Raw genomic sequence first — 24,553 nt, 5'->3', positions numbered from 1 at the left:
GCATCACAACGGCCGGATGGCCGACGTATTGGATTTGTTTCACATCTAACGCTGATGGCCGAACACTACTTCTATTGGCTACCTCCCCGCTAATTTAGCTGGTTGCCGCGCTGAACACAACAAACGTCCATATCGAGGCATCAGAATAGCGACGCACGCCAGCCCTGGCTACGGGATGGCGAATAGAATGAAAGACCGGCCGGGGCAGGGGTCTACCGGTCTCACCGGCCCCGGAGCACACCAAATTTCGGTTCGCGGAAGATCTGTCGCCGCAGTCGGCCGACTGGCTGATCCAGGGTGGCATCCTGGTGCCGCCGGATCGCCACCACTACGGCAGCAGCGGTCAGAATAACCGAGAGGAGTTCCGGCGCGGGTCCGAATCGGGTGGCCGGCGTGGTCGAGCTGCGCAGCGGCAGCTCGGCGACCAGCGCGGCGGGCACGAACTTCGGCGTCTGCTGCTGCACCACGCCATCCGCACCGATGATCGCGCTGACACCCGAGGTGGCCGCGACGACCAGCGCGCGGCCGTGCTCGACCGCACGCACCCGCGACATGGCCAGCTGCTGGTAGGTCATCTCGCTGTCGCCGAAGGTCGCGTTATTGGTCGGCACGGTCAGCAATTGCGCGCCCGCGTGCATCGAATCGCGGAACGCACGGTCGAAGGCGACCTCGTAACATGTGGCGACGCCGATCTCGACGCCGTCGGCGCGGACCGCGCCGCTGCCGTTGCCCGGCACGAAATATCCGGCGCGATCGGCGTATTTGGAGAACAGCCGGAAGAAACTGCGCATGGGCAGGTACTCGCCGAACGGCTGGATGATCTTCTTGTCGTGCCGCTCACCGGGACCGGCCGCGCCGTTCCACACAATCACCGAGTTGGTCGTGGTGCGATCAGCGTTCACCAGCACCGCGCCGACCAGGATCGGCGCGCCGATTTTCTCGGAGGCCGCGGTGATCTCATCGGCGGCATCGGCGTTGCGCAGCGGATCGATATCGGACGAGTTCTCCGGCCAGATCACCACATCAGGTTTGCGCGCCTGGCCCGCCGCGACCGCCCTGGCCAACTCCTCGGTGCGCCGGACATGGTTGTCCAGTACGGCGCGCCGCTGCGCATTGAAGTCCAATCCGAGCCGAGGCACGCTGCCCTGGATCGCAGCGACCGTGATCATCCGGTCGCCATCCTCCGGGCCGGGCAGCGCGGACCGGAGGATTACTCCGGCGAGAGGCAAGATAGCCAGAGTTGCTGCCGCAACAACAATTCCGAGGCGAGCGGCGGGACGAGGTCCCACCGCATCGGCTGCCGGCACCGAAACAACGTTCGCCGAGATGATCCGCGATCGGATCTGAAGCACGAGTGCCGCCGCTGCGGCTCCGGTCAGCGCGACCACGAAACCGACCAGCGGCGCGCCGCCCAGCATTGCCAGCGGCAGGTACCATCCGTCGGCCTGACCGAATGCCAAACGCCCCCACGGAAATCCGCCGAACGGAAAGCTGGACCGAATCCATTCCGTGGTCGTCCAAGCCAGCGCGACCCACAGCGGCCAGGCCCGCAGCCTGCACAACAGCCGGGCCAGCAGGCCGAAAAGTCCGATGTACACCGCGCACACGGTCGACAATGCGAGCCAAGGGACCGGGCCGACGTAGATTCCCGTCCACGGCAGCAGCGGAACGAAAAAGCCCAGACCGGCGAGGAATCCGTAACCGAAACCGGCGCGCAGCTTGCCGCTGCCGCGCACCGTCAGGGTCAGCGCCGCGATGCCCAAGGGCGCGAGAAACCACCAGGGCCGCGGCGGGAAACTGCCGAACAGCAGCAGCCCCGCGAGCACCGCGGACACCGAGCGCCACAACACCGAATAGCGGGCGGGCGTGGTCGTTACCTCATGCATCATGGATGGTGACTCCGCGGTGCACGGTGCGCAGGCAGGTCGGCAGCGCTGAATTCGGGTCCAGCGGAGGCAGTCCCGGCACGCGCGAGCGCGGGTCGGTGGACCAGCGCTGCACCGAGTCCGCGGCCGCGGCGACGACGAGTTCGTCGGCGTTCCATACCGAGTAGGAGGCGGGGGCGCCGGGGACCAACGTGCCCGCGATACCGTCGCGGACGCCGCCTGCCCGCCAGGCTCCCCTGGTCGCCGCGGCGAAGGCGGCGCGCGGAGACAGGCCGTTGCCGGGGGTGCGGTGGTTGGCGGCGGCACGGACGGCGGCCCAGGGATCCAGGGCGGTGACCGGCGCGTCCGATCCGATGGCCAGGGAGATTCCGGCGGCGGCCATGGCGCTGAAAGGATTCAAGGTGGCGGCGCGGTCGGCGCCGAGCCGGGCCGCGTACATGCCGTCGGGTCCGCCCCATGCGGCATCGAACGCGGGCTGCACGCTGGCGATGACACCCCAGGCGCCGAGTTTGCCGATTTGTTCGGCGTCGATCATCTCGGCGTGTTCGACGCGATGCCCGCGCGCCGCGACGGCCGGACCGCCGAGTGCGTCGACCACCCGCTGGAATCCGGCGGCGACGGCATCCATCGCGCCGTCGCCGATCACATGGAAGCCCGCCTGGATGCCCGCTTCGGTGCAGGCGTGGATGTGCGCGGCGATGGCGTCGGTGTCGAGGTAGCCGAGTCCGGATCCGGGGTCGTCGGCATAGGGTTCGCGCAGCCAGGCGGTGCGCGAGCCGAGCGAGCCGTCCACGAACAGGTCACCGCCGAGGGCATCCGCGCCGATTTCGTCGACCAGCGCCCGCGCCTCGTCCGCGGTGCGCACCGCTTCGCCCCAGTACGCCCGGACCTCGACGCCGTGCTTGAACTCGAGCAGTTCGCGAAGATCGGTACGGCCCGCGATTTCCGGTCCCGCGCATTCGTGCACCGCGACGATCCCGCGGGCGGCCGCGGCGTCCAGCGCGGCGCTGCGGGCCCGATCGCGTTGGGCGCGATCGAGTCCTGAGAGCACGGTCGTCCGGACCATGTGATGCGCTGCGGCGCGCAGCGGGTCGCCGCGGGTGAATCCCGTTGCGCCGGTCACCTCGGGCACGGCGTCCAACAGTGCGGAGGACGCCACCGCCGAGTGCGCGTCCACCCGGGACAGATACACCTGGCGACCGGCTCCCGCCGCGGCGTCTATCTCCTCGACATCAGGCGGGCGGCCCTGGGCCCAACGGGTCTCGTCCCAGCCGTCACCGAGGATCGCACCCTCGGGGTGCGTCGCCGCGTAGTCGCGCAGCAACTCCATGCAGTGCGCGAGCGAACGAGCCACCGACAGGTCCAGCCCGGTCAGCTGCAAACCCAGCGCCGTGACGTGCACGTGCGGATCGACGAACGCGGGCGCCACGAATGCCCCGCCCAGGTCGATGATCTCCGCGTCGGGATGCAGTGCCCGGCCCGGTTGCTCGGCCCCCAGCCACACCACGGTCCCGTCGGTCACCGCCATCGCCGTCGCGTCGGGTGAACTCGAACTGTAGAAACGACCGCCGAGCAGCAACTGGGTACTCACGGAAGACCAGTCTGCCGTATGTAGCGCGTCAGCCTTTCAGCGCCGCATGCGGTGACACGTCCGGCGGTAGCGCGAGCAACGCCATCACTTCGGCGTATTGCGGCGTCACCCCGCCGGGCCCGCGGTCCGGCGCGGCGCGACAGCCAGCCTCCACGGCGATCAGTTCCAGCCGCAGCGCCGCAGCCGTGAACCCGGAAATCGAATGTCCCGCAGCGGCCGCGGCGCGTTTGACGGCGGCGGCCAGCTCCTCGCTCACGGTGATAGTGAGCTCTTCGTTGCCCATCGGGCAACACTAAACCCTTGCACGCTCGCGCGAAATGGGCGGGCAACACTCGGTCGGGTTTGTCGGATAGTTCCGGTTCGGTGCAAGGCTCGGTCGTGGATCAGTGCGCGCCGCGCAGTACCCGGCAGCTCGCGTCGAGCACGCGGCGGGTCAGGTCGTCATCCAGCCGGTCGAACCGCTCCCCTACGTACGTGCGCGGCAGCCACAGCAGTCGGTCCGCGAGCGCCACCCCGAACGGCGTCTCCACCGCGATGCCGAAAGGTGTTGCCCGATAACGGGTTCCGGTCTCGATTTCGACCACCACCACGGTGGGTCCGGCCGCCTCGTTGTATTCGTCGCTCGAGACGACGACATACAGTTCGCGTTCGCCGGTCAGCGGCGACGGCGCCGAGATATGGACATCGCCCTGCTTCACGCTGCTCCGCTGGAGCGCCGGTCCTGCTTCCACTGGGCCAGGCCCTCGCGAATGGCGTGGGATTTCCTGGCGAGGCGCTCGGCGTCGTCGGACTCCTCGGCGGCGGCCACCATGCGAGCGTGCTCGGCGAATTCCCGGCGCAGCAATTCGGCCTCGATCGCCCGCGTGGCGAACGCGGTGACGGTGATGCCGTCGGCCTCGGCGGCCTGCTTGGCGGCCTCGAGGAGGTCTGCACGCAGCCGCATATTCACTGGCTTTGTCACATATTCACTGTACAGCCGGGCACACAAAGTGTGTGGCAGAGCTGCTTTACAGCTGTAAACGCGAACGATCAGTTGTGGCCGATGGCGGGTCGGGTAGAGATCCGGCCGTCGTCGTACCACTCGGTGACGACAACACCGTCGACGACGTCGTCGCGGTTGACGATGTCGTCACCGTCGATGATCACGCCGCGATACGGCATCGCATCGGCCAAGCGGCCGATGCGCCGGGTGGCGAAAGCGGCCACGACGGGGCGGACCAGGAAGCGAGTCGGCGGCAGCAGCAGGAGCAGGCCGACCAACGAGGTGACCAGGCCGGGGATGAACATCAGGAAACCACCCGCGGCGACCAGCGCGCCGTCGGCGACGGCGGTGCCGGGGGCGATCTCACCGCGGCCCGCGCGGCGGAACTGCTCGAACACCCGCCTACCCTGCGAACCGATCAGCATCATGCCCGCGGCCGATCCGGCGATCAGCAACAGGATGGTGGGGACGACACCGATGAAATGGGCGACGCCGACAAGCGCGGCGATCTCGACGACCACGTAGAGCACGAACAATACGGCGGGCATGGCGATCCTTTCGGACGATCTACGCATTCCAACGCATGTCATGCCCATTTTTCTCCCGATTCAGCCTGATAGCTCGCTGAGATCTGCCGCCGCTCACCCGCCCGGCCGCACCAATCCGGTCTCATATGCCAGCACCACCGCTTGAACCCGGTCTCGCAGACCGAGTTTCGTCAGCACCCGACCCACGTGTGTCTTGACGGTCGCCTCCGAGAGATACAACTCGCCGGCGATCTCCGCGTTGGAACGACCGGCCGCGATCTGCTCGAGCACCTCACGCTCCCTGGCGGTCAGCACCTCCAACACCCCAGGGTCGCGCGTCCCGCCTGTGTCGTCGGCGATGAGCCGGTCCAGCAGCCGCTTGGTCACCTTGGGTGACACCACCGCGTCACCCGCGGCCACGCTGCGAATGGCCGAGATCAGATCCTCCGGAGGTGTGTCCTTGAGCAGGAACCCGCTCGCCCCGGCCCGCAGCGCACCCAACGCGTACTCGTCCAGGTCGAAGGTCGTCATCACCAGCACCCGGCAGCCGTCGCCCGCGTCGACGATCCGGCCGGTCGCGGTGACACCGTCCACCACCGGCATCCGCACATCCATCAGCACCACGTCCGGCCGCAGTTCCTTGGCCCGCGACACCGCAAGGGCGCCGTTCTCGGCCTCGCCGATCACTTCGATATCGGGGTGCGCACCCAACACCATCTTCAGTCCCATACGCATGAGTTCTTGGTCGTCGACAACGAGAACGGTGATCGGCACCAGGTCAATCTATCGCCCCGGTCACCTGATCCGGCCGGTCCCGCTTCTGGCACACCCGATCCCGATACCGTGGCGTACCCGGATTGCCGTTCGCCTGATCACGAAAGCCGCTGTGCCGCTCGATGATAGCCGTAGTACCGGCTCAGCAGTCGCCGTCCGGGTCGAGCGGGATGGTCGCGCGGACGCGCCATGTGCCGTCGAGTGTACGTCCCGTTTCGAGGGTGCCCCCGAGCACGGCGATGCGTTCGCGCATGCCCGCCAGGCCCATGCCGCCGCCCTTGATCGGGCTGGCGGCCTGCTCCTGCACCGGGACCCCGCCGGAGTCGGTGACCTCGATCAGCACATCAGTGTCGCGGCGCAGCACCCGGACCCAGGCCTTCGGGTGCGCGCCCGCGTGGCGCAGGGTGTTGGTGAGCGATTCCTGGACGATGCGCTGCACACCGAGGCTGACCTCGGGAGCGACGGTGTCGAGTTCGCCGGTCAGCTCGAGCTCGACGGCGAGGCCGGTGCTGCGCATCATGTCGACGAGCTTGGCGATGCCCGCGGTTCCGTGCTGGGGCACCTCGTCGGGCGCGGGTTCGATGCGCAGCAACGCGACGGTGCGGCGCAGTTCGCGCAGCGCCTCGCGGCCGGTGCCGGCGATGGTGGTGAGGGCCTGTTCGGCGGCGTCGGGATCGCGGCGCAGAGCGTACTTCGCGCCATCGGCCTGCACGATGATCACGCTCACCGCGTGCGCGACCACGTCGTGCAATTCGCGGGCGATGCGGGTGCGTTCGAAGGCGACCGCGTCGTGCGCGCGACGTTCCCTGTCGAAGTCGGCGACCGCGAGGCGTGCCGCCACCTCGGTGTCGTAGGCATGCCGGGCGCCGATGAATTCTGCCAGCGTCCAGCACAGCATGAAGAACATCCCGGTGAAGATCGCATCCGCGCCGGAGGGCTTATCGATCAGAAGTAAGGACGCACCGCTGTCCAACGCCAGACCCAAGACGAACCACAGTCCCTCGCGACGGCCGACATAGGCGACCAGCGTGTAGAGCATGATGCCGAGCCCGAACAGCGCGATGTGGTCGGCCTTGTCGCCGGAGAGGTAGGCGACCATCGTGGAGGCGACCGACAGCGCGAGGATCGCGGCCGCCATCGCGCGCGGGTACAGCCGACGGAAGGCCACCGGCACCGGCAGCAGGACCCCGATTCCGAGGTAGGACAGCTTGTGATCGGAGTTGCTCACGCCGAGCACCTCGAGCAACAGCAGCGCTAAGGCCAGCGTCGAATCCGAGACTATGGGCCTGTCTCGAAGCCACAAACTGAATCGGCGCACGGATATCAGCCTATGTCCGTATCTGACGGGTCCGAGCAGCCCGCCCATGTGGGCGCCGTGTCGGTCTGGTTGTGTGGCCCGAGTGGATCTTGCAGACTGGGCGGCCCTACTGGTGGCCGCCACCGCGGCGGGCTGGGTGGATGCCGTGGTCGGCGGCGGCGGGCTGATCATCCTGCCGACCCTGTTCCTGGTGGCGCCCGGCATCACGCCGCAAACCGCGCTCGGCACCAACAAATTCGCGGCCGTCGCGGGCACCGGCGCCTCGGTGGCGACCTTCGCAAGGAAGGTGCCGATGCGCTGGCGGGTGCTGCTGCCCGCGGCGGGCATCGCGGCGGTGGCCGCCGCGACCGGCGCGGCCGCAGTGTCGCTCATCGACCGGGATCTGTTCATACCGATCGTCATGGTGGTGTTGGTCGGGGTGGCGGTGTTCATCACGCTGCGTCCGGCGATCGGCGTAACCATCGCCACCCATCCGCCGACCCGACGCAAGTTCATCCTGGTGGTAGCACTGGCTGCGGGCCTCGTCGGCTGCTACGACGGTCTGCTCGGGCCGGGCACCGGCACCTTTCTGATCATCACCTTCGCCACCCTGCTCGGCACCGAGTTCGTGCGGGCGGCAGCGATGGCGAAGGTGATCAACTGCGGGTCCAATGTCGGCGCGCTGATCTTCTTCGGCGCGACCGGCCACATCATGTTCGGGCTCGGCGCGGCCATGGCCGTGTGCAATGTGGCGGGGGCGATCGTCGGCTCGCACATGGCGTTGCGCAAGGGCGCGGAGTTCGTGCGGATCGTGCTGCTGGTGGTGGTGATCGGGATGGTGATCCGGTTGGGCTGGCAGCAGTTCGGCTGACCAAGGTCAGCCCACCGGTTCCGCCTGCTTCGTGTTGTTCGAAGCGAGCCAGGGTTGCAGCACCCGCGAGGTGGTTTCGTGGATGCGCCGATGCAGCCGGTCGCCGTCCTCGGCCCCGACCAGCGGACTCTGGAACAGCACCGTGAGCGCACCGGACACCGCACCGACGACCGCACCGACCAACGCTGCGGCGCCGACCTCGTCCAGTTCGGCGGGAAAGGCCAGGTGCAGTTGCCTGGCGATCTCGCGCTGCGCGACCAACTGCGCATGCGCCGCCCGACCGCTCACCGCGGGCACGATCCGCGAAACCTGAGCGCGCAGCGCGGCGATCCTGTCGCTCAGGTTGTCGACTAGATGCTCGCCGGGGTTGTCGCCGGCCGCACGCAGCGCACGCAGCAGCACCTCCACCGGACGTTCGCCGGGGCGGCGGCTTGCGATGGCCGCAACCGCCGCGCGCACGCGCTCATCCTGTTCCGGGAAGAGCAACTCTTCCTTGCTTGCGAAGTAATTGAAGAAGGTGCGGGTACCGACCTCCGCCGCGGCGGCGATGTCCGCCACCGTTGTTTCCTCATAACCTCTGTCCTCGAAAAGGTCGACAGCAGCCTCGAGGAGGGCTCGGCGGGTACGTTCTCGTTTGCGATCACGGAGGGCGGATGGCGGCACGCGGGCACAGTACGCCACCCAGCGACTTGGGTACGGTAAGCACGGTTTCGCGCGTGCCGTTACCCATTTGCGATGCTCGGGCCCCATCCGCCCATGGCAGCGTTCGAATGGTGACCGAATTGGTGCTGCGCCAAGCACCGCGTGGGGCTTTGCAGTTCATGCATGTTTGCAGTCGAAGCGCGCGGGCACGGCGTGTAACCCCGGTGCCGCGCGTCTTTGTCGGTCGCAGCGACTAGGTTGGTGCGGGTGAGCATCGCGACATCCAGAGACGTCGACGCCGAGTTCCTTGCGCTACCGCTGCGCGCGCTTGCCGATGCCGCCCTCTCGGCTGCGAAGGCAGCGGGTGCGCAGCACGCGGATCTGCGGGTGCACCGACTGGTCACGCAGTCGATCAGGTTGCGTGACGGTCGGGTGGAGGCGATCACCAACGCGACCGACCTCGGCTTCGCGGTGCGCGTGATCGTCGACGGCACCTGGGGTTTCGCCTCGCACGCCGCGCTCAGCACGGACGTCGCGGCCGAGGTGGCCCGCCGAGCGGTGATGGTGGCGACGACGCTGCGTGCGCTGAACCGCGAGCGCGTCGAACTCGCCGACGAGCCCCGCCACGACAACACGCAGTGGGTGTCGGCCTACGACCTCGACCCGTTCGCGGTGCCGACCACCGACAAAGTCGCGCTGCTGCAGGACTATTCGGAGCGGCTCTCGGGCGTCGACGGCGTCGACCACGTCACGGCGTCGGTGCTGCAGGTGAAGGAACAATCCTTCTACGCCGACACCGCGGGTTCGACCATCACCCAGCAGCGGGTGCGGCTGCATCCGCAATTCGAGGCGATCACGGTCGATTCCGCCGCCGGCGTCTTCGAAACCATGCGCACCCTTGCCGCTCCCGCGGGACGCGGCTGGGAGTACGTCACCGGGGCCGACGGAACCTGGGACTGGACCGGCGAACTCGCGCAGATCCCGGCCTGGCTGACCGAGAAGATTAAGGCGCCCAGCGTGCAGGCGGGCCCCACCGACCTCGTCATCGACCCGACCAACCTGTGGCTGACCATCCACGAGTCCATCGGCCACGCCACCGAATACGACCGGGCGATCGGCTATGAATCCGCCTATGCGGGCACCTCGTTCGCGACCCCGGACAAGCTCGGCACGCTGCGGTACGGCACCCCGATCATGCACGTCACCGGCGACCGCACCCAGGAGCACGGCCTCGCCACCGTCGGCTACGACGACGAGGGTGTCGCCGGGCAGCGTTGGGATCTGGTGCGCGACGGCGTGCTGGTCGGATATCAGCTCGACCGCGTGTTCGCCCCCCGCCTCGGCCTGGAGCGTTCCAACGGATGCTCCTACGCGGACTCGCCGCACCATGTTCCGATCCAGCGGATGGCGAACGTTTCGCTGCAACCCGACCTCGCGCGCGACACCACCACCGAAGAGCTCATCGGACGGGTGCAAGACGGCATCTACATCGTCGGCGACAAATCGTGGTCGATCGACATGCAGCGCTACAACTTCCAGTTCACCGGGCAGCGGTTCTTCCGCATCCGCGACGGCAAGCTCGACGGCCAGCTGCGTGACGTCGCCTACCAGGCCACCACCACCGACTTCTGGGGTTCGATGGAGTCGGTCGGCGGACCGTCCACCTGGCGGCTCGGCGGCGCCTTCAACTGCGGCAAAGCGCAGCCCGGTCAGGTCGCGGCGGTCAGTCACGGCTGCCCGTCGGTCCTGGTGCGCGGCATCAACATTCTGAACACCCGGACGGAGGCGGGACAGTGATCGGTACCGGTCTGATGCCTGCGGGCGCGGTCGTCGAACAGGCGCTGGCGCTCTCGCGCGCGGACGAGGCGATAGTCATCGTCACCGACGCGCACGAGGCGTCGCTGCGCTGGGCGGGCAACTCGATGACCACCAATGGTTCCTCGATTTCCCGCGACTGGTCGGTGATCTCGATCTTTCGCGATGGTCCCGACGCTGCGCGAGTCGGCACCATCAGCTCGACCAGCGTGGACTCCGACGACATCGAAACGCTGGTGCGCACCAGCGAGGAAGCCGCGCGCGGCGCAGCGCCCGCCAAGGACGCGATGCCGCTGCTGACGCCGGACAGCGGAGCCGTCGACGACTGGGCCGCGGCGCCGGGCAGCACTGGCATCGAGGTGTTCGCCGGTCTGGTCCGCGACTTGTCCGCGGGTTTCGACGGCGCCGACCGCCTCTACGGTTTCGCCCACCATAAGATCCAGACCACCTGGCTCGGGACCTCGACCGGCATCCGACGCCGCTTCGTCCAGCCCACCGGTTCGGTGGAAATCAACGGAAAGCGCGGGGAGGGCACCGATCTCGCCAGCGCCTGGGTCGGTGTCGGCACCGCCGACTTCACCGATGTCGATATCCCTGGCCTGCTCACCGAGCTCTCGCGCCGCCTCGACTGGTCCGAGCGTCGCGTCGATCTGCCCGCCGGCCGCTACGAAACCCTGCTGCCGCCCTCGGCCGTCGCCGACCTGATGATCTACATGGCGTGGACCATGGAGGGCCGCGGCGCGCAGGAGGGCCACAACGCCTTCGCCCGCGCCGGCGGCACCCGAATCGGCGAGCGGCTCACCGACATTCCGTTGATGCTCTACTCCGATCCGCACGCCAGTGGCCTGGAATACCGCCCGTTCGTCGCGACTCCCTCCTCCTCCGAGGCACTTTCGGTCTTCGACAACGGACTACCCGCGCAACGCGTCGACTGGTTGCGCGAGGGCGTCATCGAATCCCTCGTCTACCCGCGCGCCACTGCGGCCGAATTCGACGCCCCCACCACGCTTCCCGCCGAAAACCTCCTGCTGACAGGCGGTTCCGGCGGCACAATCGACGAGATGATCGACCGCACCGAACGCGGCCTGCTGCTCACCACGCTCTGGTACATCCGCGAGGTCGACCCGGCGACGCTACTGCTCACCGGCCTCACCCGCGACGGCGTCTACCTCGTCGAGAACGGTGAAGTCACCGCAGCGGTCAACAACTTCCGTTTCAACGAGAGCCCGATCGATCTACTGCGCCGCGCCACCGAGGCGGGCGCCACCGAGACGACACTCCCCCGCGAATGGAAAGACTGGTTCACCCGAACCGCCATGCCGCCGTTGCGGATTCCCGACTTCCACATGTCGTCGGTGAGCCAGGCGACGTAGCAACCGGATCGGGATGCCGAGCCGCGAGCCGCCGGGTCTCAGCGCGTTGCCAACCCGGGTCGGCGGCTTGGGTAAATTATCAAGCGGCGGGCGTGATTTCCAGGCCGATGGTGCCTGCCTTGCCGCGGCGCAGGTTGCTCCCGATGATGACGAGCGGACCCATCAGCCAGTATTTCTTCTCGAGCAGCTTGCGGACTCGGTCGGTGCCCTCGGCGTCGAGGACGCGGCCGGTGCCCTCGATCACCTCGCCGCGCGGCTTGCCCGCGCGGTTGCACGGCTGCAGCGTGACGGCCGGATTGCGGCGCAGCCGCTTCACCTTCCAGCTGTCGGTCACCGTCCACACGTATAGCTTGCCCGCCTCTTCCACCGCCCACACCGCGGTGCCGACGGGTGTGCCGTCTTTCCGGAACGTGGTCAGCAACACGTAATCCGCCTTGCCGACGGCCCCGAGCGTGTTCGTCATGAGGGCAGCGTATTCGGTTGCTCGGGCGAATGTTGGTCGGGCATTCGGTATTCGCCCGCTTCGAGGCGTTCCAGCAGGCCGTCGAGCAGACCCGCCCCTACGTCTACGGAGTGGTCGAGGCGAATGGCTGCGCCCTGCATTTCGGGTCCGAACCCAAGGGGAGCGAACTCCCCGCGGAGCAGGTCGGGTGCCTGATCATGCTCGACGACGTGGCAACCCGCCACCGCGCCTTCACCGAGGCGCTGCGCGCCCGCTACGGCAAGGTCCCCGCCAAGGGTTGTCCGCGAATCACCCGATTCCGGCCCGTCAGCACCTGCGGCCCATCCTCGGTAATGGCAACGGTGTGTTCGGAATGCGCCGTGCGCGAACCATCGGCCGAACGGATGGTCCAACCGTCCGGATCGGTGAAGATCTCATCGGTGCTGCGGGCGAACCACGGTTCGATGGCAATGGTCAAACCCGGCTGGAGCCGATAGCCGCGCCCGGCGCGGCCCGCGTTGGGTATGTGCGGATCCTCGTGCATGGTGCGACCCAGACCGTGTCCACCGAACTCGTTGTTCACCGGATACCCGTACGCCCCTGCCACTTCCGCGATGACGGCGGAGATGTCCCCGATCCGATTGCCCGGCACCGCCACGGCGATGGCCGCCTCCAGGGCCTCCTCGGTGGCGCGCACCAGCCGCACGTCTTCTTCCGCGGCGGTACCGACGATCACGCTGACGGCCGAGTCGGCTACCCAGCCGTCGACGCCGATCGCCAGGTCCATGCTCAAAACGTCGCCGTCACGTAGCACGTAGTCGAACGGAAGTCCGTGCAGCACAGCGTCGTTGACCGACAGGCACACCGTATTACGGAACGGACCGCGCCCGAACGACGGCGCGTAATCCCAATAGCACGACACGGCGCCGGGCCGCTGGTGAATCCGTTCCCGCACAACCGCTTCCAGCTCGAGCAGGTTCACGCCGACGGCGGCGAGCTGTCGCAACTCGGCCAGAATCCCCCCGACGAACTCTCCCGCCACTCGCATCCGCGCGATCTCGTCCGGGGTCTTCAGTTCCACCATGCCTGCTCCATTCGGTATTTTAATACCACACTAGCTCACTTGGTATTTTAATACCAACGGGTGCGAGGCACGCGCTTGCGGTATTTAAATACCATCCATAGTCTGGTGCCATGGTCCGTCTTCCGTTGACCCCCGCTCAGGTCGAGGCCGGCCGCCGCCTCGGCTGCCGGTTGCGTGCCGCCCGCGCCGATCGTGACCTCACCGCGACCGCCGTCGCCGCGGGCATCTCACCGGAGACGCTCCGCAAGATCGAAACCGGCCGCCTGCCCACCCCTGCCTTCGGCACCATCGTGTCCCTCGGCGCGGTGCTGGAGGTCCCGCTCGAGGACCTGGCGAGCACGTGGCTCTCGGCCGGGCTCGCCGAATCCGCCTGACGACTACTGTTCGGCCGACCCGGCGACCGCTTTCGGCGTGATGGCGATGCCGACGGATGCGCCCGCGCCCTTGATCAGCTTGTGACCGCGGATGGCGAGCTGGCCGATGATTCCGTACCTGTGGGCGACGAGATCGCGGACGTGTTCGGTGCCATCGGCATCGAGGACCTCGGCGGTGCCCGCGATGACCTCGCCACCGTTGGTGCGGCCCCGGTTGTCGCACACCTGCAGCGTGACGTCCGGATTGCGGCGGATGCGCTTGACCTTCCAGGTTCCTGGATTCGTCCACACGACGATCCGGTCGCCGTCGGGCGCCACCCACACCGGAGTACCGACGGCGGTGCCGTCCTTCTTGAAGGTGGTCAGCCGCGCGTATTTGCTCTCGCTGATGTTGTTCCATGTCATAGCGAAAACGGTAGGCCGTCTGCGGCGCGGTCACATCCGTCCGAGGTCACATCTCGGGTCTACGCGCCGAGTCGGTCACCGGATTCGACACGCTCGCAGCGCATTTCCCGTCCGGTGCGGCCGACCCCACGGTGGTGGTGGCGCGCGCCTCAGCCGGGGCCGAGGTGACCGACGCGCTCTCCGAAACCGCGGGAGTGGTTCGTGTCCCGGTCGGGACGTCGGCAACCGGGCTCGCGCACTGGTCAGTAATCCTCGATGCGGCGCCGGGATCGGATCGCGCTTCCGCCACGATCGAATCCCTGCGTAACCGCTTGGCCGCGGTGCCCTGAGCGGACGCGCTGGTGGGGGTGATCATCCCGCTCGTCCTCGGGGTCGTTTGCGCGGTGCTGCTGGGCTTGCTGCGTGCGGTCCCGGCGGCACTGGCGCTGGTCGCGGTCACGGTGCTGAGCGCAGTGGCGGCGCTCGGCGTCGGCAGTTGGGCCAGCGTGCATATTTTCGGGTTTCCGGCGATGGATACCACCGTTCCGTTGTTCCTGTTCCTGGTTGCGCTGGGTGCGGACTACACGATCTCCTCGTTACCCGGGCGCGGGAAGAGACCCCCGCGCACGGCACCGAGCAGGGCATGGTGCGTGCGGTGGAGTCGACCGGCGCAATCCTCACCAGCGCGGGTATCGTCCTCACGGCGGTGTTCTGCGTGCTGGGCGTCTTGCCGCTGATCACACTCACCCAGCTCGGGATCGTCATCGGCGTGGGGATTCTGCTCGACACATTCGTCGTGCGCACACTCATCATTCCCGCGCTGTTCAGTGTGATGGGCCCCCGGATCTGGTGGCCGAGTCGACTGGCGGTGAGCCTGCCGGAGTAGGATGCGGGCTCGGTCCGCCTACACGGTGCAGAGGGGGCGGACGTCGGCTGCGCCGCCCGGGGTGGGCGAGGTCAGCAGTAGGCACGGGTTGTAACCGCGGGCGGCCACCACTGTCTGGATCTCATTCCATCGTGCTGCATCGATGGCCGGTGATCGTGAGAGCACGAATCCGGACAAACGCAGCGGATCCCCGACGAGTGCCCAGGAGTAGTCCTCGGCTACGTAGGTGACGATGTAGTTGGTGGGACCGTCGGGGGAGTTTTGAAAGGGCACCTGGGGGAAACTGACGTGCAGCTGGGCCTGGCTGGCAGGGTCGGTGATCCGGGCATTGCCGATGATGCGGTTCGTGGCGCCGGTCCGGGTGGTGCAGCTGTTTTCGACTCGAATGTTGCTCGGGTCGATCGGTTGGTAGTTCGCGACGGTGTTGCGGGCGCAGTCGAGATTGAACGGTTGCGCAACGGCAGCGACCTGGTTCCAATCTCCGAGGTAGCGCTGCACGTCCAGGGACGCGATCGGGGACAACGGCTGCCAGCCCGTGTCACCGGGCGCGGCGGATGCGGTCGCCGTGGTGGACGCCAGAGCTCCGGCGAGCACCGCGACCGCGGCAATGGCGCGGACGGTTTTGCGGAACCCTTGTGCGGAACCGGTTCTGGAGGAATCTGCTCTCATCTGATAGCTCCTCGGAGTTTTTTCGGCTCGTGGTCGGAGGGATCGAGTTCCGCACAGTCGAAGGAACAGGCCCATCCTACCTACAATCGAGGCAAAAACGATGCATGTCGGATCGGGATGGTGGATCCTTCAGGTATCGAATGAGACCGCACGGCGAACCCACGCTGGCCCCGACACGCTGTGGGCGGTCATCGAATCGATCGGCGGCGAGAACGGATGGTATTCGTTTCCGCTGGCATGGTCGCTGCGCGGCTGGATGAGTTCAGTGGTGCGATACCGCTGCTCCTGTCCGGCGGTCCCCGGCCGCCGGTGCTGGTCTGCGGAGTCGGACCGCTCACGCTGTCCAGTGCCGACTGCCCGCCGTTTGGAGTGGGCTGGCAGCCGCGGCCCGGGCGCGACTACACGGCGATGAACCATTTTGTGCAACGGGTGCTCTTCCGGACATCACGGACGAGGTTGAATGCCATTCTGGGAGACCTCGGTATCCGGCCCGCCCCGGTTTTTCTGCTCGATTGGCCGATCCTCGCGGACCGGATACTGCAGTTCACCGTTCCAGGTTTCGAATATCTCCGGCGCGACCTCCCGTCCTCGGTGGTCTTCACCGCCGGACCGGTTCCGGTGTCGGTATCGACCCGGTTCGAGGCGCCGCCCTGGTTGGATGCCGTCCTGCGCAGCGGGCGTCGGATCGTGAACGTGACCCAGGGCACCTGAGACAACGGCAATGCCGACCAGTTGTTCCGACCCGCGTTGAGGGCGTTGGCGCAGCGCCCCGAGGTGGTCGTGGCGGTCAGCACCGGCGGTGTGAGCGTGCGCCTGGGGCCGCTACCCCCACAAATCCACATATGCGATTTCGTCCCCTACTCACACTTGCTTCCGCATTTCGACCTGATGATCACCAACGGCGGTTACTGTGACGTACAGCAGGCGTTGAGTCACGGCGTCCCGGTGATTGCGGCAGGAGATACTGCGGACAAGCCGGAGGTCGCCGCCCGCGTGGCCTTTACCGGCGTGGGTATCGATCTCGGTGGTGCCGCACCTGAACCGGCCGATATAGCGGCCGCGGTCGACCGTGTATTCGGCGATGCCGCTTTTCGGGTTGCCGCGGGCCGGCTGGGTACGGAGATGGCGCGGTACACACCCTTCGAGATCATCGCGTCCGTACTTGCGAAGGTGAGACCCGGTACCCACGGTGTCGGCGAACTAATCCTTGGTGACCACGCGGCAGGAAGAAGAGATATGAGCACGACGTCGGAATCGGACACAGTGTTCGGCTCTGGTACCGCGGTTTTCGATCCGCTGCCACACGGAACCGCCGATGCCGCCGAATCAAGCGATGGCGTACGGCTACCCGCCGACAGGTGTTGTACGAGCTCGACCTCTTTCTGGAGGGCGCACATGTCGAGGCGCTGTGGGACGCGGGGGCCGGCGATGTGCTGAGCCAGTATGTCCTCGGCGGGAAATGCCTGCGTTCGACGTTCATGTATTTGGGATGGCTGTGTGGTGCCGAGCCGGATCCGGCGGCGCTGCGTGCGGCCGCCGCTCTGGAGTTACTGCACGCGTTCGCGTTATTGCAGGACGACGTGATGGACGAGGGCGGGCTTCGGCGCGGCGCGGTCGCCGCGCATCTGCGGCTCGGCGCGAGGCACCGCGAGCGTGGCCTGCCGGGTTCGGCGTCTCGCTTCGGTATGTCGGCGGCCACGCTGCTCGGCGACATGTGCCTGGTGTGGGCCGAACAGATGTTGCGGCGCAGCGGTGTCTGCGCCGATGCGCTGGCACGGATGTGGGATCGCTACGACGCGATGCGGATCGAACTGGCCGTGGGCCAATTTGCCGATCTGTCCAACGATGTCCGCACCGCGCCGACCGAGGAGTCGGTGCTGGCCATCGCCCGTGCGAAGTCCGGGAATTACACCGTGCGGCGTCCGCTGGAACTCGGTGCCGCGCTGGCCGGGTGCCCGGATACGACGTTGCGGGTTTTGGGCGCTTACGGAACTCGAATCGGTGAGGCGTTCCAGTTGCGCGACGACTTGCTCGGGATCTTCGGGTCGGCAGCGACCACCGGAAAGCCCGAGGACAGCGATCTCCGGCAGCGCAAGGCCACCAGCGTGGTGGTCGTCGCGCTGGCGCTCGCGGACACTGCTGCCCGGCGCGAACTGAGCGGACTACTGCGCCGGCCGGCTCTCGACGCTGCCGCCGTCTCCCGCTGCCGCTGTTTGATAGCCGAGTCGGGCGCACCGCAACACGTCGAGGCGATGATCGACGACCGGGTCGACGCGGCGGCCCGTGTCCTGGCGACCGCGCCGCTGGCCCGGGACCGGATCGCAGCGCTGGAACAGATGGCACTGCTGTGCACCGCACAAAAGTCCTGACGAGGAGAAACCGATGCGTACCGTGACTGGATCGACGGACCACGTGGTGGTCGTAGGCGCTGGGCTCGCGGGCTTGTCAGCGGCCATCCATCTGGCAGGCCGGGGACGCGAAGTGACCGTCATCGAGCGTGAATCCGGTCCGGGCGGCCGGATGGGGCGGTTGGATGTGAACGGCTACCGCATCGACACCGGTCCCACCGTTCTGACCATGCCGGAAGTGCTCGACGATGTGTTCGCCGCCGTCGGGGAACGCACCGAAGATCGCCTCGAACTGCGTGCGGTCACACCCGCCTATCACGCGATCTACGCCGATGGCCGCACCCTGGCCGTGCACAGCGACGAGGAGCTGATGGCGCAGATGGTCAGTGAATTCGCCGGAGGCGGGCAAGTTGCCGGCTATCGACGCTTGCGGGACTGGCTGACCCGGTTGTACCGGGCCGAGTTCGATCGGTTCATCGCGGCCAACTTCGACTCCCCGCTGTCGATGCTCACTCCGGCACTGGCCCGCTTGACCGCCCTGGGTGGGTTTCGCCGATGGGACAGCAAGGTCGCCGAATTCATCTCCGATCCGGATCTGCGGCGCGTGTTCACCTTTCAATCTCTCTACGCCGGCGTCTCACCTGTTCGGGCTCTCGCGGCCTATGCGGTGATCGCTTACATGGACACCATGTCGGGTGTCTATTTCCCGCTCGGGGGAATGCACTCGGTTGCTGATGCCCTCGCGGATGCGGCCACCGCGGCCGGGGTGCGTATCCGCTATCAGAGCACGGTCACCGAGCGGACGCGTTCCGGCGGCCGGGTTACGGCGGTGCACACCGATCGTGGGGAGCGGATCGACTGTGACACAGTGGTTTTGACCACCGAACGACATCGCACCTACGAACTGCTCGGCCACCGCTCGCGTCGGCCGCTCACGGTGCGGGCCGCGCCATCCGCGGTCGTGCTGCACCTCGGCTGTCGTTCCGGTGGAGCGCCGATCGCGCAGCACCGTCTGTTGTTCGGCAGAGCATGGCACGACGCGTTCCGAGAGATCATCACCGAAGGCCGGGTCATGTCCGATCCCTCGCTGTTGCTGACCTGTCCCATAGCAGCAGATCCGAGCCTGGCCCCGCCGGGCCGCGATCTGTTCTACCTGCTGGTGCCGGCGCCGAACCTCGAAGCCGGGCACATCGATTGGCCCCGCTTCCAGGAGGAATACACCGCACGGATACTGGACGTCGCCCAGCACCGCTTGGGCCGTGACTGGCGCGAGGTCGAGGTGCTGCGGGTCGTGACACCGGCGGACTGGGCCGGCCAGGACATGCTGGCGGGCAGTCCCTTCGCACTGGCGCACACCTTCGCCCAGACCGGGCCGTTTCGGCCGGCCAACATGATTCGCGGGATCGACAACGTGGTCCTCGCGGGCGGTTCCACGGTGCCCGGGGTCGGTATACCGCCCGTGCTGGTCTCCGGGCGGCTCGCCGCCGACCGTGTTACCGGACTCCCCCGCGTCCGGCGCGCAACCGGTGCGCCGGCATCGATGCGCGCCTCGTCCGGAGTGGGTCCGAAATGACCGCCACGGAACTCGACGCCGCCGACATCACCGATCCGCGACTGCGCGAATCGTATCGGTGCTGTCGCATTCTCAATGCTCGCCACGGCAAGACCTTCTTCCTGGCCACAAGATTGCTCGCGCCTGATCAGCGTCCCGCGGTGCACGCGCTGTACGGATTCGCCCGCCGCGCCGACGACATCCTCGACGAATTCGATCCCGCCCTGACCGCCGCCGACCGCGCGGCCCGCCTGGCGGTGCTGGCACGCCAATTCAGGGCCGGCAACAGCGATGGTGATCCGGTGCTGGCCGCGGTGCTGCACACGGCCGACCGTTACGACATTCCCGGGGAACTGTTCGATGCATTCCTGGCGTCGATGCGCATGGACCTGACCGTCACCGACTACCCGGACCGCAACGCGCTCAACCGCTACATCTACGGCTCGGCGGAAGTAATCGGGCTGCAACTGCTGCCGATACTGGGCACTGTCGAGAACGAAGGGCAGGCTGCCCCCTACGCCGCAGCGCTGGGGAAGGCGTTTCAGCTCACCAACTTCCTGCGTGACATTGATGAGGATTTGGCTCGCGGTCGGGTCTACCTGCCCGTCGACGAGCTGGCCGCGCACTGTGTCGACCGGGATCTGCTGATGTGGTGTCGGCGAGGACAACGCATCGATTCGCGGGTGCGCGGCGCGCTTGCTGCTCAACATGCCCTCACCAGGGAAATCTACGATTACGCTCGCGACGGGATCGAACTCTTGACACCCCGCTCGCGCCCGTGCGTGGCGACCGCGCTCAGGCTGTATTCGGAGATTTTGGATCGTATCGAGGACGGTGCTTTCGAGGTGTTCAGGCAGCGCGCCAGGGTCGGCAGGCTCCGACGGGCATACGTCGGTGCTACGGGTCTGGCGCACGCGCAATGGGCCCGCCGCCGGTGGCCGCGCCGTCCGACGGATGAGGCTCACGCACGCGGTATCAGCGAGCCACGCTAGGAGTCGACATGGCACAGTGGCATTACCTGTTTGTCCTTCTCGCCTGTCTGGTGATCACCGCGCCACTGGAGTTTTTCGGCCGTGGTGTCTATCGCCGGCCGCGGTTGCTGGTGGCCGCCGTGGTGCCGCCCGCGCTGGTGTTCGTGACGTGGGATCTGCTCGCGATCGGCCGGCGGCGTATGGAATTTCAACAGCCGGTATCTGGTCGGCGTAATCCTGCCGGGAGCACTACCGCTGGAAGAGGTGCTGTTCTTTCTGGTTGTCCCGATCTGCGGACTGCTCACCTTCGCCGCGGTCGATGCCCTGCTCGGCAGCGACCGCCGACGCCGGTTCCCTGTTGCGGGAAGCCGACGATGAGCATCGGTCGCCTCGCGTACATCGTTCCCGCCATCGCGGTGGTGGCCGTGGTCTGCGTCGCCGAAAAGGCGGTGTTGCGCACCGGATTGCTGCAGCGACCCAGCTATTGGGTGTCGATGGTCATCGTGCTCGGATTCCAGATTCCGGTCGACGGGTGGTTGACCAGGTCGGACGCACCGATCGTCCGCTACAACCCGGATCACATTCTCGGAGCACGGTTTCCGTGGGACATCCCGGTCGAGGACTTCCTTTTCGGATTCGCGCTGGTGACAGCGGTATTGCTGTGCTGGGAGCGGGCACGGCAGCGGCGGGAGGAAGCGCGATCATGACGACCAGGACGGTGAGCGGCGATGTGGGGCGAGATCGCCGGCGGGTGCGATATCCGGCTGCGCCGGGACGAATGGATGTCGGTCAGGACGGGCAGCGGCGGCCGTGTGCGGTGGTGGTCGGCGCGGGCATCGCCGGCCTGGCCGCGGCTACCGGCCTGGCCGAACGCGGGTTTCGGGTCGAGATGATCGAGCGCGAACGCTATCTCGGCGGACGAGTCGGCGGATGGACCGAGACGCTGTCCGACGGCACCGCGGTCGGCATGAACCGAGGTTTCCACGCCTTCTTCGCGCAGTACTACAACTTGCGAAAACTATTGTTGCGCAGCGATTCCGGGCTGATCCGACTGCAGCGAATCGATGACTATCCGCTGATCGACGCCGACGGCCACCGAGACGGTTTCCGTCACCTGCCGCGCACACCGCCGTGGAACGCGGTCGCCTTCGCGCTGCGTAGCCAGACCTTTCGGTTGCGCGACCTGATCCGGATGGACGCCCGGGCCGCGGCACCCCTGGCCGCGGTGTCAGTGCCGCAGATTTACCGGCAGCTCGATCACCTCGACGCCGAAACCTTCCTGCGGCGCATCAACTTTCCTGCTGCCGCGCGTCATTTGGCCTTCGATGTGTTCTCCCGCAGCTTCTTCGTCGCTCCCGGACAGATGTCGGCAGCGGAACTGGCGGCGATGTTCCACATCTACTTCCTGGGCTCCAGCGAAGGTTTGGTTTTCGACGTGGCTCGGGACAATTTCGATGTCGCCCTGTGGAATCCGTTGGCCGAGTATCTCACCGCGCCGGCCGTCCCCGGTCGTCCCGGCAGTGTCGTTTTCCACACCGGCGTGAGTGTCACCGGGATCGAAAGCGACGGCGCGGGTTTCCGGCTCCATGTCGACACCGGGTCCTGTCTGGCCGCCGATGCCGTCGTTCTCGCCGTCGATGTGGCCGGTTTGCGTGAGATCGTCGCCGCATCGCCGGGGCTGGGGACAGCCGAATGGCGCTCACGGGTAGCGGAATTGGCGACTGCCCCGGCCTTCGTCGTCCACCGCCTCTGGTTGGACCGGCCGTTGCATCGCGACCGGCCCAGCTTCCTCGCGACCGGCAACCTGGATCCGGTCGACAACATCAGCGTCCTCGATCGCTACGAACGCACCGCCGCCGAGTGGGCCCAGCAACGGGGTGGCAGCGTCGTCGAACTGCACGCGTACGCGGCCGCAGAGCAACTACCCGGTGCGCCGGTACGCCAGGAATTGCGCGACCGCCTGTGCGCGCGGCTGCACGAGATCTACCCCGAATCCGCGCAAGCCCGCATCGTGGGGGAGCGCACACTGTGGCGTCAGGACTGCCCCCGCTTCGCACCCGGTGATTTCGCCCGGCGGCCCGAGGTCGCCACCCCGCACCCTCGGCTGATGCTGGCCGGTGACGGCATCCGGGTCGATCTGCCGGTGGCCCTCATGGAGCGCGCGGCGACTACCGGCTGGATCGCGGCCACCGAACTGGCACGGCAATGGCGGGCAGCCGGTCATTCGCTGCAGACGGTGCCCAACCGCGGCCGCTCGGCCCTGCTGCGCACCCTCGCGATCCGCGAAAGGAGCTCGTCGTGAGCCGTCGGTTGGAGTCCGCCGAATGGCCGAAAAATTCCCCGCTGCGGCGCTTCCCGGCCGAGAAATGGTCGCGACAACGGCCGACCTACCCCGACGCCGATCCTGCGCTGATCGAAGCCGCGCTGCGCTGGTCTCAGCAATTGCCCGGTGGGAACTGGTACGCCTTCGCGGCCAGCCGAGCCATCCGCACCGGCCTGCCGTTCGGGACGACCGTGAACGGTGTCGAGATCGTCGCGTGGCGAGACAGCGACGGCGTGCTGCGGGTCGGTCCCGGTGCCTGTCCACACCTCGGCGCGCCGCTGGACACAGCACGCGTGGAGAACGGCACGCTGATCTGCCGATGGCACGGCCTGCGGATCAGCGCCGACGGCGCCGCGCGCTGGTGCCCGTTCCCCAGCCATGACGACGGAGTGCTGGCATGGGTACGCCTGGACGCGGCGGGCGGGCAGACACCGACCGAGGCGCCGATCATCGGCGCCCGGCCCGACGACACAACGGTGCACGCGGTGACCCGATTGACGGGCATCTGCGAACCCCGAGACATCCTCGCCAACCGGCTCGATCCATGGCACGGCGCGTGGTTCCACCCGTATTCCTTTGCCCGCCTCGACGTTACGCGAACCCCACCGCGCGAGGGCATCACCGAAGACAACCACCGTTTCCTGCTCACCGTCACTTTCCGAGTGGCCCGCAGCCTCGGCGTTCCGGTCGAAGCAGAGTTCACCTGCCCCGACCCGCGAACGATCGTCATGCGCATCGTCGCGGGAGAGGGCATGGGCAGCGTCGTGGAAACACATGCCACCCCGCTGGGACCGGGACCGGACGGCCAGGCCCGTACCGCGGTGGTCGAAACGGTGATCGCGAATTCAGACCGCCCCGTCTTCCGTTTCGCGCATCGCGCGGTTCCGCTGCTGCGCCCACTGATGAACCATGCCGCCGCTCGGCTATGGCGCGACGATCTGGCCTATGCCGAGCGCCGCTATCAGCTGCGCACCCGCTAGCAATAGGTCTGCGGTCGCGAACGTTGACCGCCCGGCGTCTTGTTCGGTGCAGGGCGACAGTACGCGCCGCCGATAGGTTTCCCGCGGCGCGTCATCGCCACTGCCATGAGTCGCCAATCCCTCCGTCGTTGCCTAACCACCTCTTCGTGGGCGTCGTTAATCGATGTGCCATATCCGGGCCAACCCGGCACCGGTGCGCATCCCGCACACCGTCGGCCCCACCGGTTGCGCGAACAACCCCGCCATCATCATCATGAACGTCTCGAACGTCGGCGCGGTGAAACACACCCGGAAGGTGACCAGCACACGCGTGAGCGCGCCCGGTAGGGTAGGGATTTGGAGCATCGGCGGAATACTCTTTCGGTAACGACGGAGCTGTTGTACGAACCGTCGATGCTCCACCTACCGGGCCCAAAAGTCGTGTACGACAAGCGATCACGCAGTGGGTATCCTCTCGACAGCCCCCGCCGTCACCGCCCCGGCGGACTCACACCAAAAGTGCGAAAGTCGAGTTGACACGACAGATGTCGAGAGAATCAGGACGCCCAATTGCCTTGCAAGATCATGTAATTCGACTACCGAGCAATTGGGGGTTGATTTCCACGGCCATTTCAATTCCACTTCGACGAACGTTCCGAGCCGGGGCGGACGGTCCATCAGCAGCCTCGCAGCAACGCATCTTCCCTACCGACGCGCCGTCGGAGGCGGCGAAAGCGCTGCTCGCGGCACCGAAAAGATAACTCCCGGTTGGCCATTCACTCCTCGGTGGGCTCGGCGCAGCC

General features: G+C 67.3%; 27 protein-coding genes and 2 pseudogenes. 14 read left to right on the top strand and 15 right to left on the bottom strand.

The window, feature by feature from the left end; genetic code table 11:
* Positions 1-221: 221 nt before the first annotated feature.
* The 8 genes from lnt to ACV7NQ_RS35180 form a co-directional block, all read right to left on the bottom strand.
* Entirely contained in the window at positions 222-1,889 is a 1,668-nt protein-coding gene (lnt, locus tag ACV7NQ_RS35215) for an apolipoprotein N-acyltransferase (RefSeq protein WP_463363495.1), read from the bottom strand.
* Positions 1,879-3,477 carry an amidohydrolase gene (locus ACV7NQ_RS35210; protein WP_463363494.1) on the bottom strand — a complete coding sequence of 533 codons (1,599 nt, stop codon included), beginning with the start codon at positions 3,475-3,477 and terminating at the stop codon, positions 1,879-1,881. Before ACV7NQ_RS35210 ends, lnt begins: the two co-directional genes overlap by 11 nt.
* A gap of 28 nt (positions 3,478-3,505) precedes the next feature.
* Entirely contained in the window at positions 3,506-3,760 is a 255-nt protein-coding gene (locus ACV7NQ_RS35205; protein WP_463363493.1) for a hypothetical protein, read from the bottom strand.
* A 100-nt stretch (positions 3,761-3,860) separates the two neighbouring features.
* A complete protein-coding gene (locus ACV7NQ_RS35200) occupies positions 3,861-4,175 on the bottom strand; it encodes a type II toxin-antitoxin system PemK/MazF family toxin (RefSeq protein WP_463363492.1) in 315 nt (104 codons plus the stop codon).
* On the bottom strand, positions 4,172-4,438 hold the full coding sequence (locus tag ACV7NQ_RS35195; RefSeq protein WP_463363491.1) for a hypothetical protein: 267 nt from the start codon (positions 4,436-4,438) through the stop codon (positions 4,172-4,174). The genes ACV7NQ_RS35200 and ACV7NQ_RS35195 overlap by 4 nt, the downstream gene beginning before the upstream one ends.
* Before the next feature lie 68 nt (positions 4,439-4,506).
* A complete protein-coding gene (locus ACV7NQ_RS35190) occupies positions 4,507-5,007 on the bottom strand; it encodes an FxsA family protein (RefSeq protein ID WP_463363490.1) in 501 nt (166 codons plus the stop codon).
* A gap of 93 nt (positions 5,008-5,100) precedes the next feature.
* Positions 5,101-5,760: a response regulator gene (locus ACV7NQ_RS35185; RefSeq protein WP_463363489.1), complete on the bottom strand. Its 660-nt coding sequence runs from the start codon at positions 5,758-5,760 to the stop codon at positions 5,101-5,103.
* A 142-nt stretch (positions 5,761-5,902) separates the two neighbouring features.
* On the bottom strand, positions 5,903-7,078 hold the full coding sequence (locus ACV7NQ_RS35180; RefSeq protein WP_463363488.1) for a sensor histidine kinase: 1,176 nt from the start codon (positions 7,076-7,078) through the stop codon (positions 5,903-5,905).
* A gap of 82 nt (positions 7,079-7,160) precedes the next feature.
* On the opposite strand from ACV7NQ_RS35180, the gene ACV7NQ_RS35175 reads away from it, so the two are divergent.
* On the top strand, positions 7,161-7,928 hold the full coding sequence (locus ACV7NQ_RS35175; protein ID WP_463363487.1) for a sulfite exporter TauE/SafE family protein: 768 nt from the start codon (positions 7,161-7,163) through the stop codon (positions 7,926-7,928).
* A 6-nt stretch (positions 7,929-7,934) separates the two neighbouring features.
* Here the strand turns inward: ACV7NQ_RS35175 and ACV7NQ_RS35170 are convergent, their stop codons facing one another.
* Positions 7,935-8,591 carry a TetR/AcrR family transcriptional regulator gene (locus ACV7NQ_RS35170; RefSeq protein WP_463363486.1) on the bottom strand — a complete coding sequence of 219 codons (657 nt, stop codon included), beginning with the start codon at positions 8,589-8,591 and terminating at the stop codon, positions 7,935-7,937.
* A 246-nt stretch (positions 8,592-8,837) separates the two neighbouring features.
* Between ACV7NQ_RS35170 and ACV7NQ_RS35165 the strand changes: the two genes are divergently transcribed.
* A complete protein-coding gene (locus ACV7NQ_RS35165; protein WP_463363485.1) occupies positions 8,838-10,367 on the top strand; it encodes a TldD/PmbA family protein in 1,530 nt (509 codons plus the stop codon).
* Positions 10,368-10,381: 14 nt separating this feature from the next.
* The gene (locus ACV7NQ_RS35160; RefSeq protein WP_463365944.1) at positions 10,382-11,758 is read left to right on the top strand and encodes a metallopeptidase TldD-related protein; all 1,377 of its coding nucleotides are present in this window, start codon (positions 10,382-10,384) and stop codon (positions 11,756-11,758) included.
* A gap of 79 nt (positions 11,759-11,837) precedes the next feature.
* On the opposite strand, the gene ACV7NQ_RS35155 is transcribed toward ACV7NQ_RS35160, so the two are convergent.
* The 3 genes from ACV7NQ_RS35155 to map are packed head-to-tail and all read right to left on the bottom strand — an operon-like array spanning position 11,838 to position 13,284.
* Positions 11,838-12,221, bottom strand: coding sequence for a PPOX class F420-dependent oxidoreductase (locus tag ACV7NQ_RS35155; RefSeq protein WP_463363484.1), 384 nt, complete (start codon positions 12,219-12,221; stop codon positions 11,838-11,840).
* Positions 12,218-12,445, bottom strand: a complete 228-nt coding sequence (locus ACV7NQ_RS35150) for a hypothetical protein (protein ID WP_463363483.1) — start codon at positions 12,443-12,445, stop codon at positions 12,218-12,220. The genes ACV7NQ_RS35155 and ACV7NQ_RS35150 overlap by 4 nt, the downstream gene beginning before the upstream one ends.
* A gap of 29 nt (positions 12,446-12,474) precedes the next feature.
* Positions 12,475-13,284: a type I methionyl aminopeptidase gene (gene map, locus ACV7NQ_RS35145; RefSeq protein ID WP_463363482.1), complete on the bottom strand. Its 810-nt coding sequence runs from the start codon at positions 13,282-13,284 to the stop codon at positions 12,475-12,477.
* A 110-nt stretch (positions 13,285-13,394) separates the two neighbouring features.
* On the opposite strand from map, the gene ACV7NQ_RS35140 reads away from it, so the two are divergent.
* On the top strand, positions 13,395-13,658 hold the full coding sequence (locus ACV7NQ_RS35140) for a helix-turn-helix transcriptional regulator (RefSeq protein ID WP_463363481.1): 264 nt from the start codon (positions 13,395-13,397) through the stop codon (positions 13,656-13,658).
* Between the two features lie 3 nt (positions 13,659-13,661).
* On the opposite strand, the gene ACV7NQ_RS35135 is transcribed toward ACV7NQ_RS35140, so the two are convergent.
* The gene (locus ACV7NQ_RS35135; protein WP_463363480.1) at positions 13,662-14,063 is read right to left on the bottom strand and encodes a PPOX class F420-dependent oxidoreductase; all 402 of its coding nucleotides are present in this window, start codon (positions 14,061-14,063) and stop codon (positions 13,662-13,664) included.
* A 59-nt stretch (positions 14,064-14,122) separates the two neighbouring features.
* Here ACV7NQ_RS35135 and ACV7NQ_RS35130 point away from each other — a divergent pair.
* A pseudogene (locus ACV7NQ_RS35130) lies at positions 14,123-14,928 on the top strand (MMPL family transporter); the annotation flags it as partial.
* A gap of 18 nt (positions 14,929-14,946) precedes the next feature.
* On the opposite strand, the gene ACV7NQ_RS35125 reads toward ACV7NQ_RS35130, so the two are convergent.
* The gene (locus ACV7NQ_RS35125; RefSeq protein WP_463363479.1) at positions 14,947-15,597 is read right to left on the bottom strand and encodes a lipocalin family protein; all 651 of its coding nucleotides are present in this window, start codon (positions 15,595-15,597) and stop codon (positions 14,947-14,949) included.
* 216 nt (positions 15,598-15,813) lie between these two features.
* On the opposite strand from ACV7NQ_RS35125, the gene ACV7NQ_RS35120 reads away from it, so the two are divergent.
* From ACV7NQ_RS35120 to ACV7NQ_RS35080, 9 genes and pseudogenes are all read left to right on the top strand, one after another.
* The gene (locus tag ACV7NQ_RS35120) at positions 15,814-16,308 is read left to right on the top strand and encodes a hypothetical protein (protein ID WP_463366131.1); all 495 of its coding nucleotides are present in this window, start codon (positions 15,814-15,816) and stop codon (positions 16,306-16,308) included.
* A 63-nt stretch (positions 16,309-16,371) separates the two neighbouring features.
* Complete coding sequence (locus ACV7NQ_RS35115; protein ID WP_463365943.1) at positions 16,372-17,034, top strand: glycosyltransferase; 663 nt, start codon at positions 16,372-16,374, stop codon at positions 17,032-17,034.
* A complete protein-coding gene (locus ACV7NQ_RS35110) occupies positions 16,923-17,966 on the top strand; it encodes a polyprenyl synthetase family protein (RefSeq protein WP_463365942.1) in 1,044 nt (347 codons plus the stop codon). Before ACV7NQ_RS35115 ends, ACV7NQ_RS35110 begins: the two co-directional genes overlap by 112 nt.
* 13 nt (positions 17,967-17,979) lie before the next feature.
* Positions 17,980-19,518 (top strand): phytoene desaturase family protein, encoded by a 1,539-nt coding sequence (gene crtI, locus ACV7NQ_RS35105; RefSeq protein ID WP_463363478.1) that lies wholly within the window; start codon positions 17,980-17,982, stop codon positions 19,516-19,518.
* Positions 19,515-20,489 (top strand): phytoene/squalene synthase family protein, encoded by a 975-nt coding sequence (locus ACV7NQ_RS35100; RefSeq protein WP_463363477.1) that lies wholly within the window; start codon positions 19,515-19,517, stop codon positions 20,487-20,489. The genes crtI and ACV7NQ_RS35100 overlap by 4 nt, the downstream gene beginning before the upstream one ends.
* Before the next feature lie 8 nt (positions 20,490-20,497).
* Positions 20,498-20,846: pseudogene (locus ACV7NQ_RS35095) on the top strand (lycopene cyclase domain-containing protein).
* A 2-nt stretch (positions 20,847-20,848) separates the two neighbouring features.
* Complete coding sequence (locus ACV7NQ_RS35090; RefSeq protein ID WP_463365941.1) at positions 20,849-21,175, top strand: lycopene cyclase domain-containing protein; 327 nt, start codon at positions 20,849-20,851, stop codon at positions 21,173-21,175.
* On the top strand, positions 21,172-22,770 hold the full coding sequence (locus ACV7NQ_RS35085; protein ID WP_463363476.1) for an FAD-dependent oxidoreductase: 1,599 nt from the start codon (positions 21,172-21,174) through the stop codon (positions 22,768-22,770). Before ACV7NQ_RS35090 ends, ACV7NQ_RS35085 begins: the two co-directional genes overlap by 4 nt.
* On the top strand, positions 22,767-23,771 hold the full coding sequence (locus ACV7NQ_RS35080; protein WP_463363475.1) for a DUF5914 domain-containing protein: 1,005 nt from the start codon (positions 22,767-22,769) through the stop codon (positions 23,769-23,771). Before ACV7NQ_RS35085 ends, ACV7NQ_RS35080 begins: the two co-directional genes overlap by 4 nt.
* A gap of 156 nt (positions 23,772-23,927) precedes the next feature.
* Here ACV7NQ_RS35080 and ACV7NQ_RS35075 read toward each other — a convergent pair whose 3' ends face one another.
* Positions 23,928-24,116 carry a hypothetical protein gene (locus ACV7NQ_RS35075; protein ID WP_463363474.1) on the bottom strand — a complete coding sequence of 63 codons (189 nt, stop codon included), beginning with the start codon at positions 24,114-24,116 and terminating at the stop codon, positions 23,928-23,930.
* Positions 24,117-24,553: the final 437 nt, after the last annotated feature.

The sequence above is a fragment of the Nocardia sp. Tas62D01 genome (assembly GCF_055232035.1).
The sequence above is the reverse complement of the archived record's forward strand: the minus strand, read 5'-3'. Positions and strand labels throughout refer to the sequence as shown.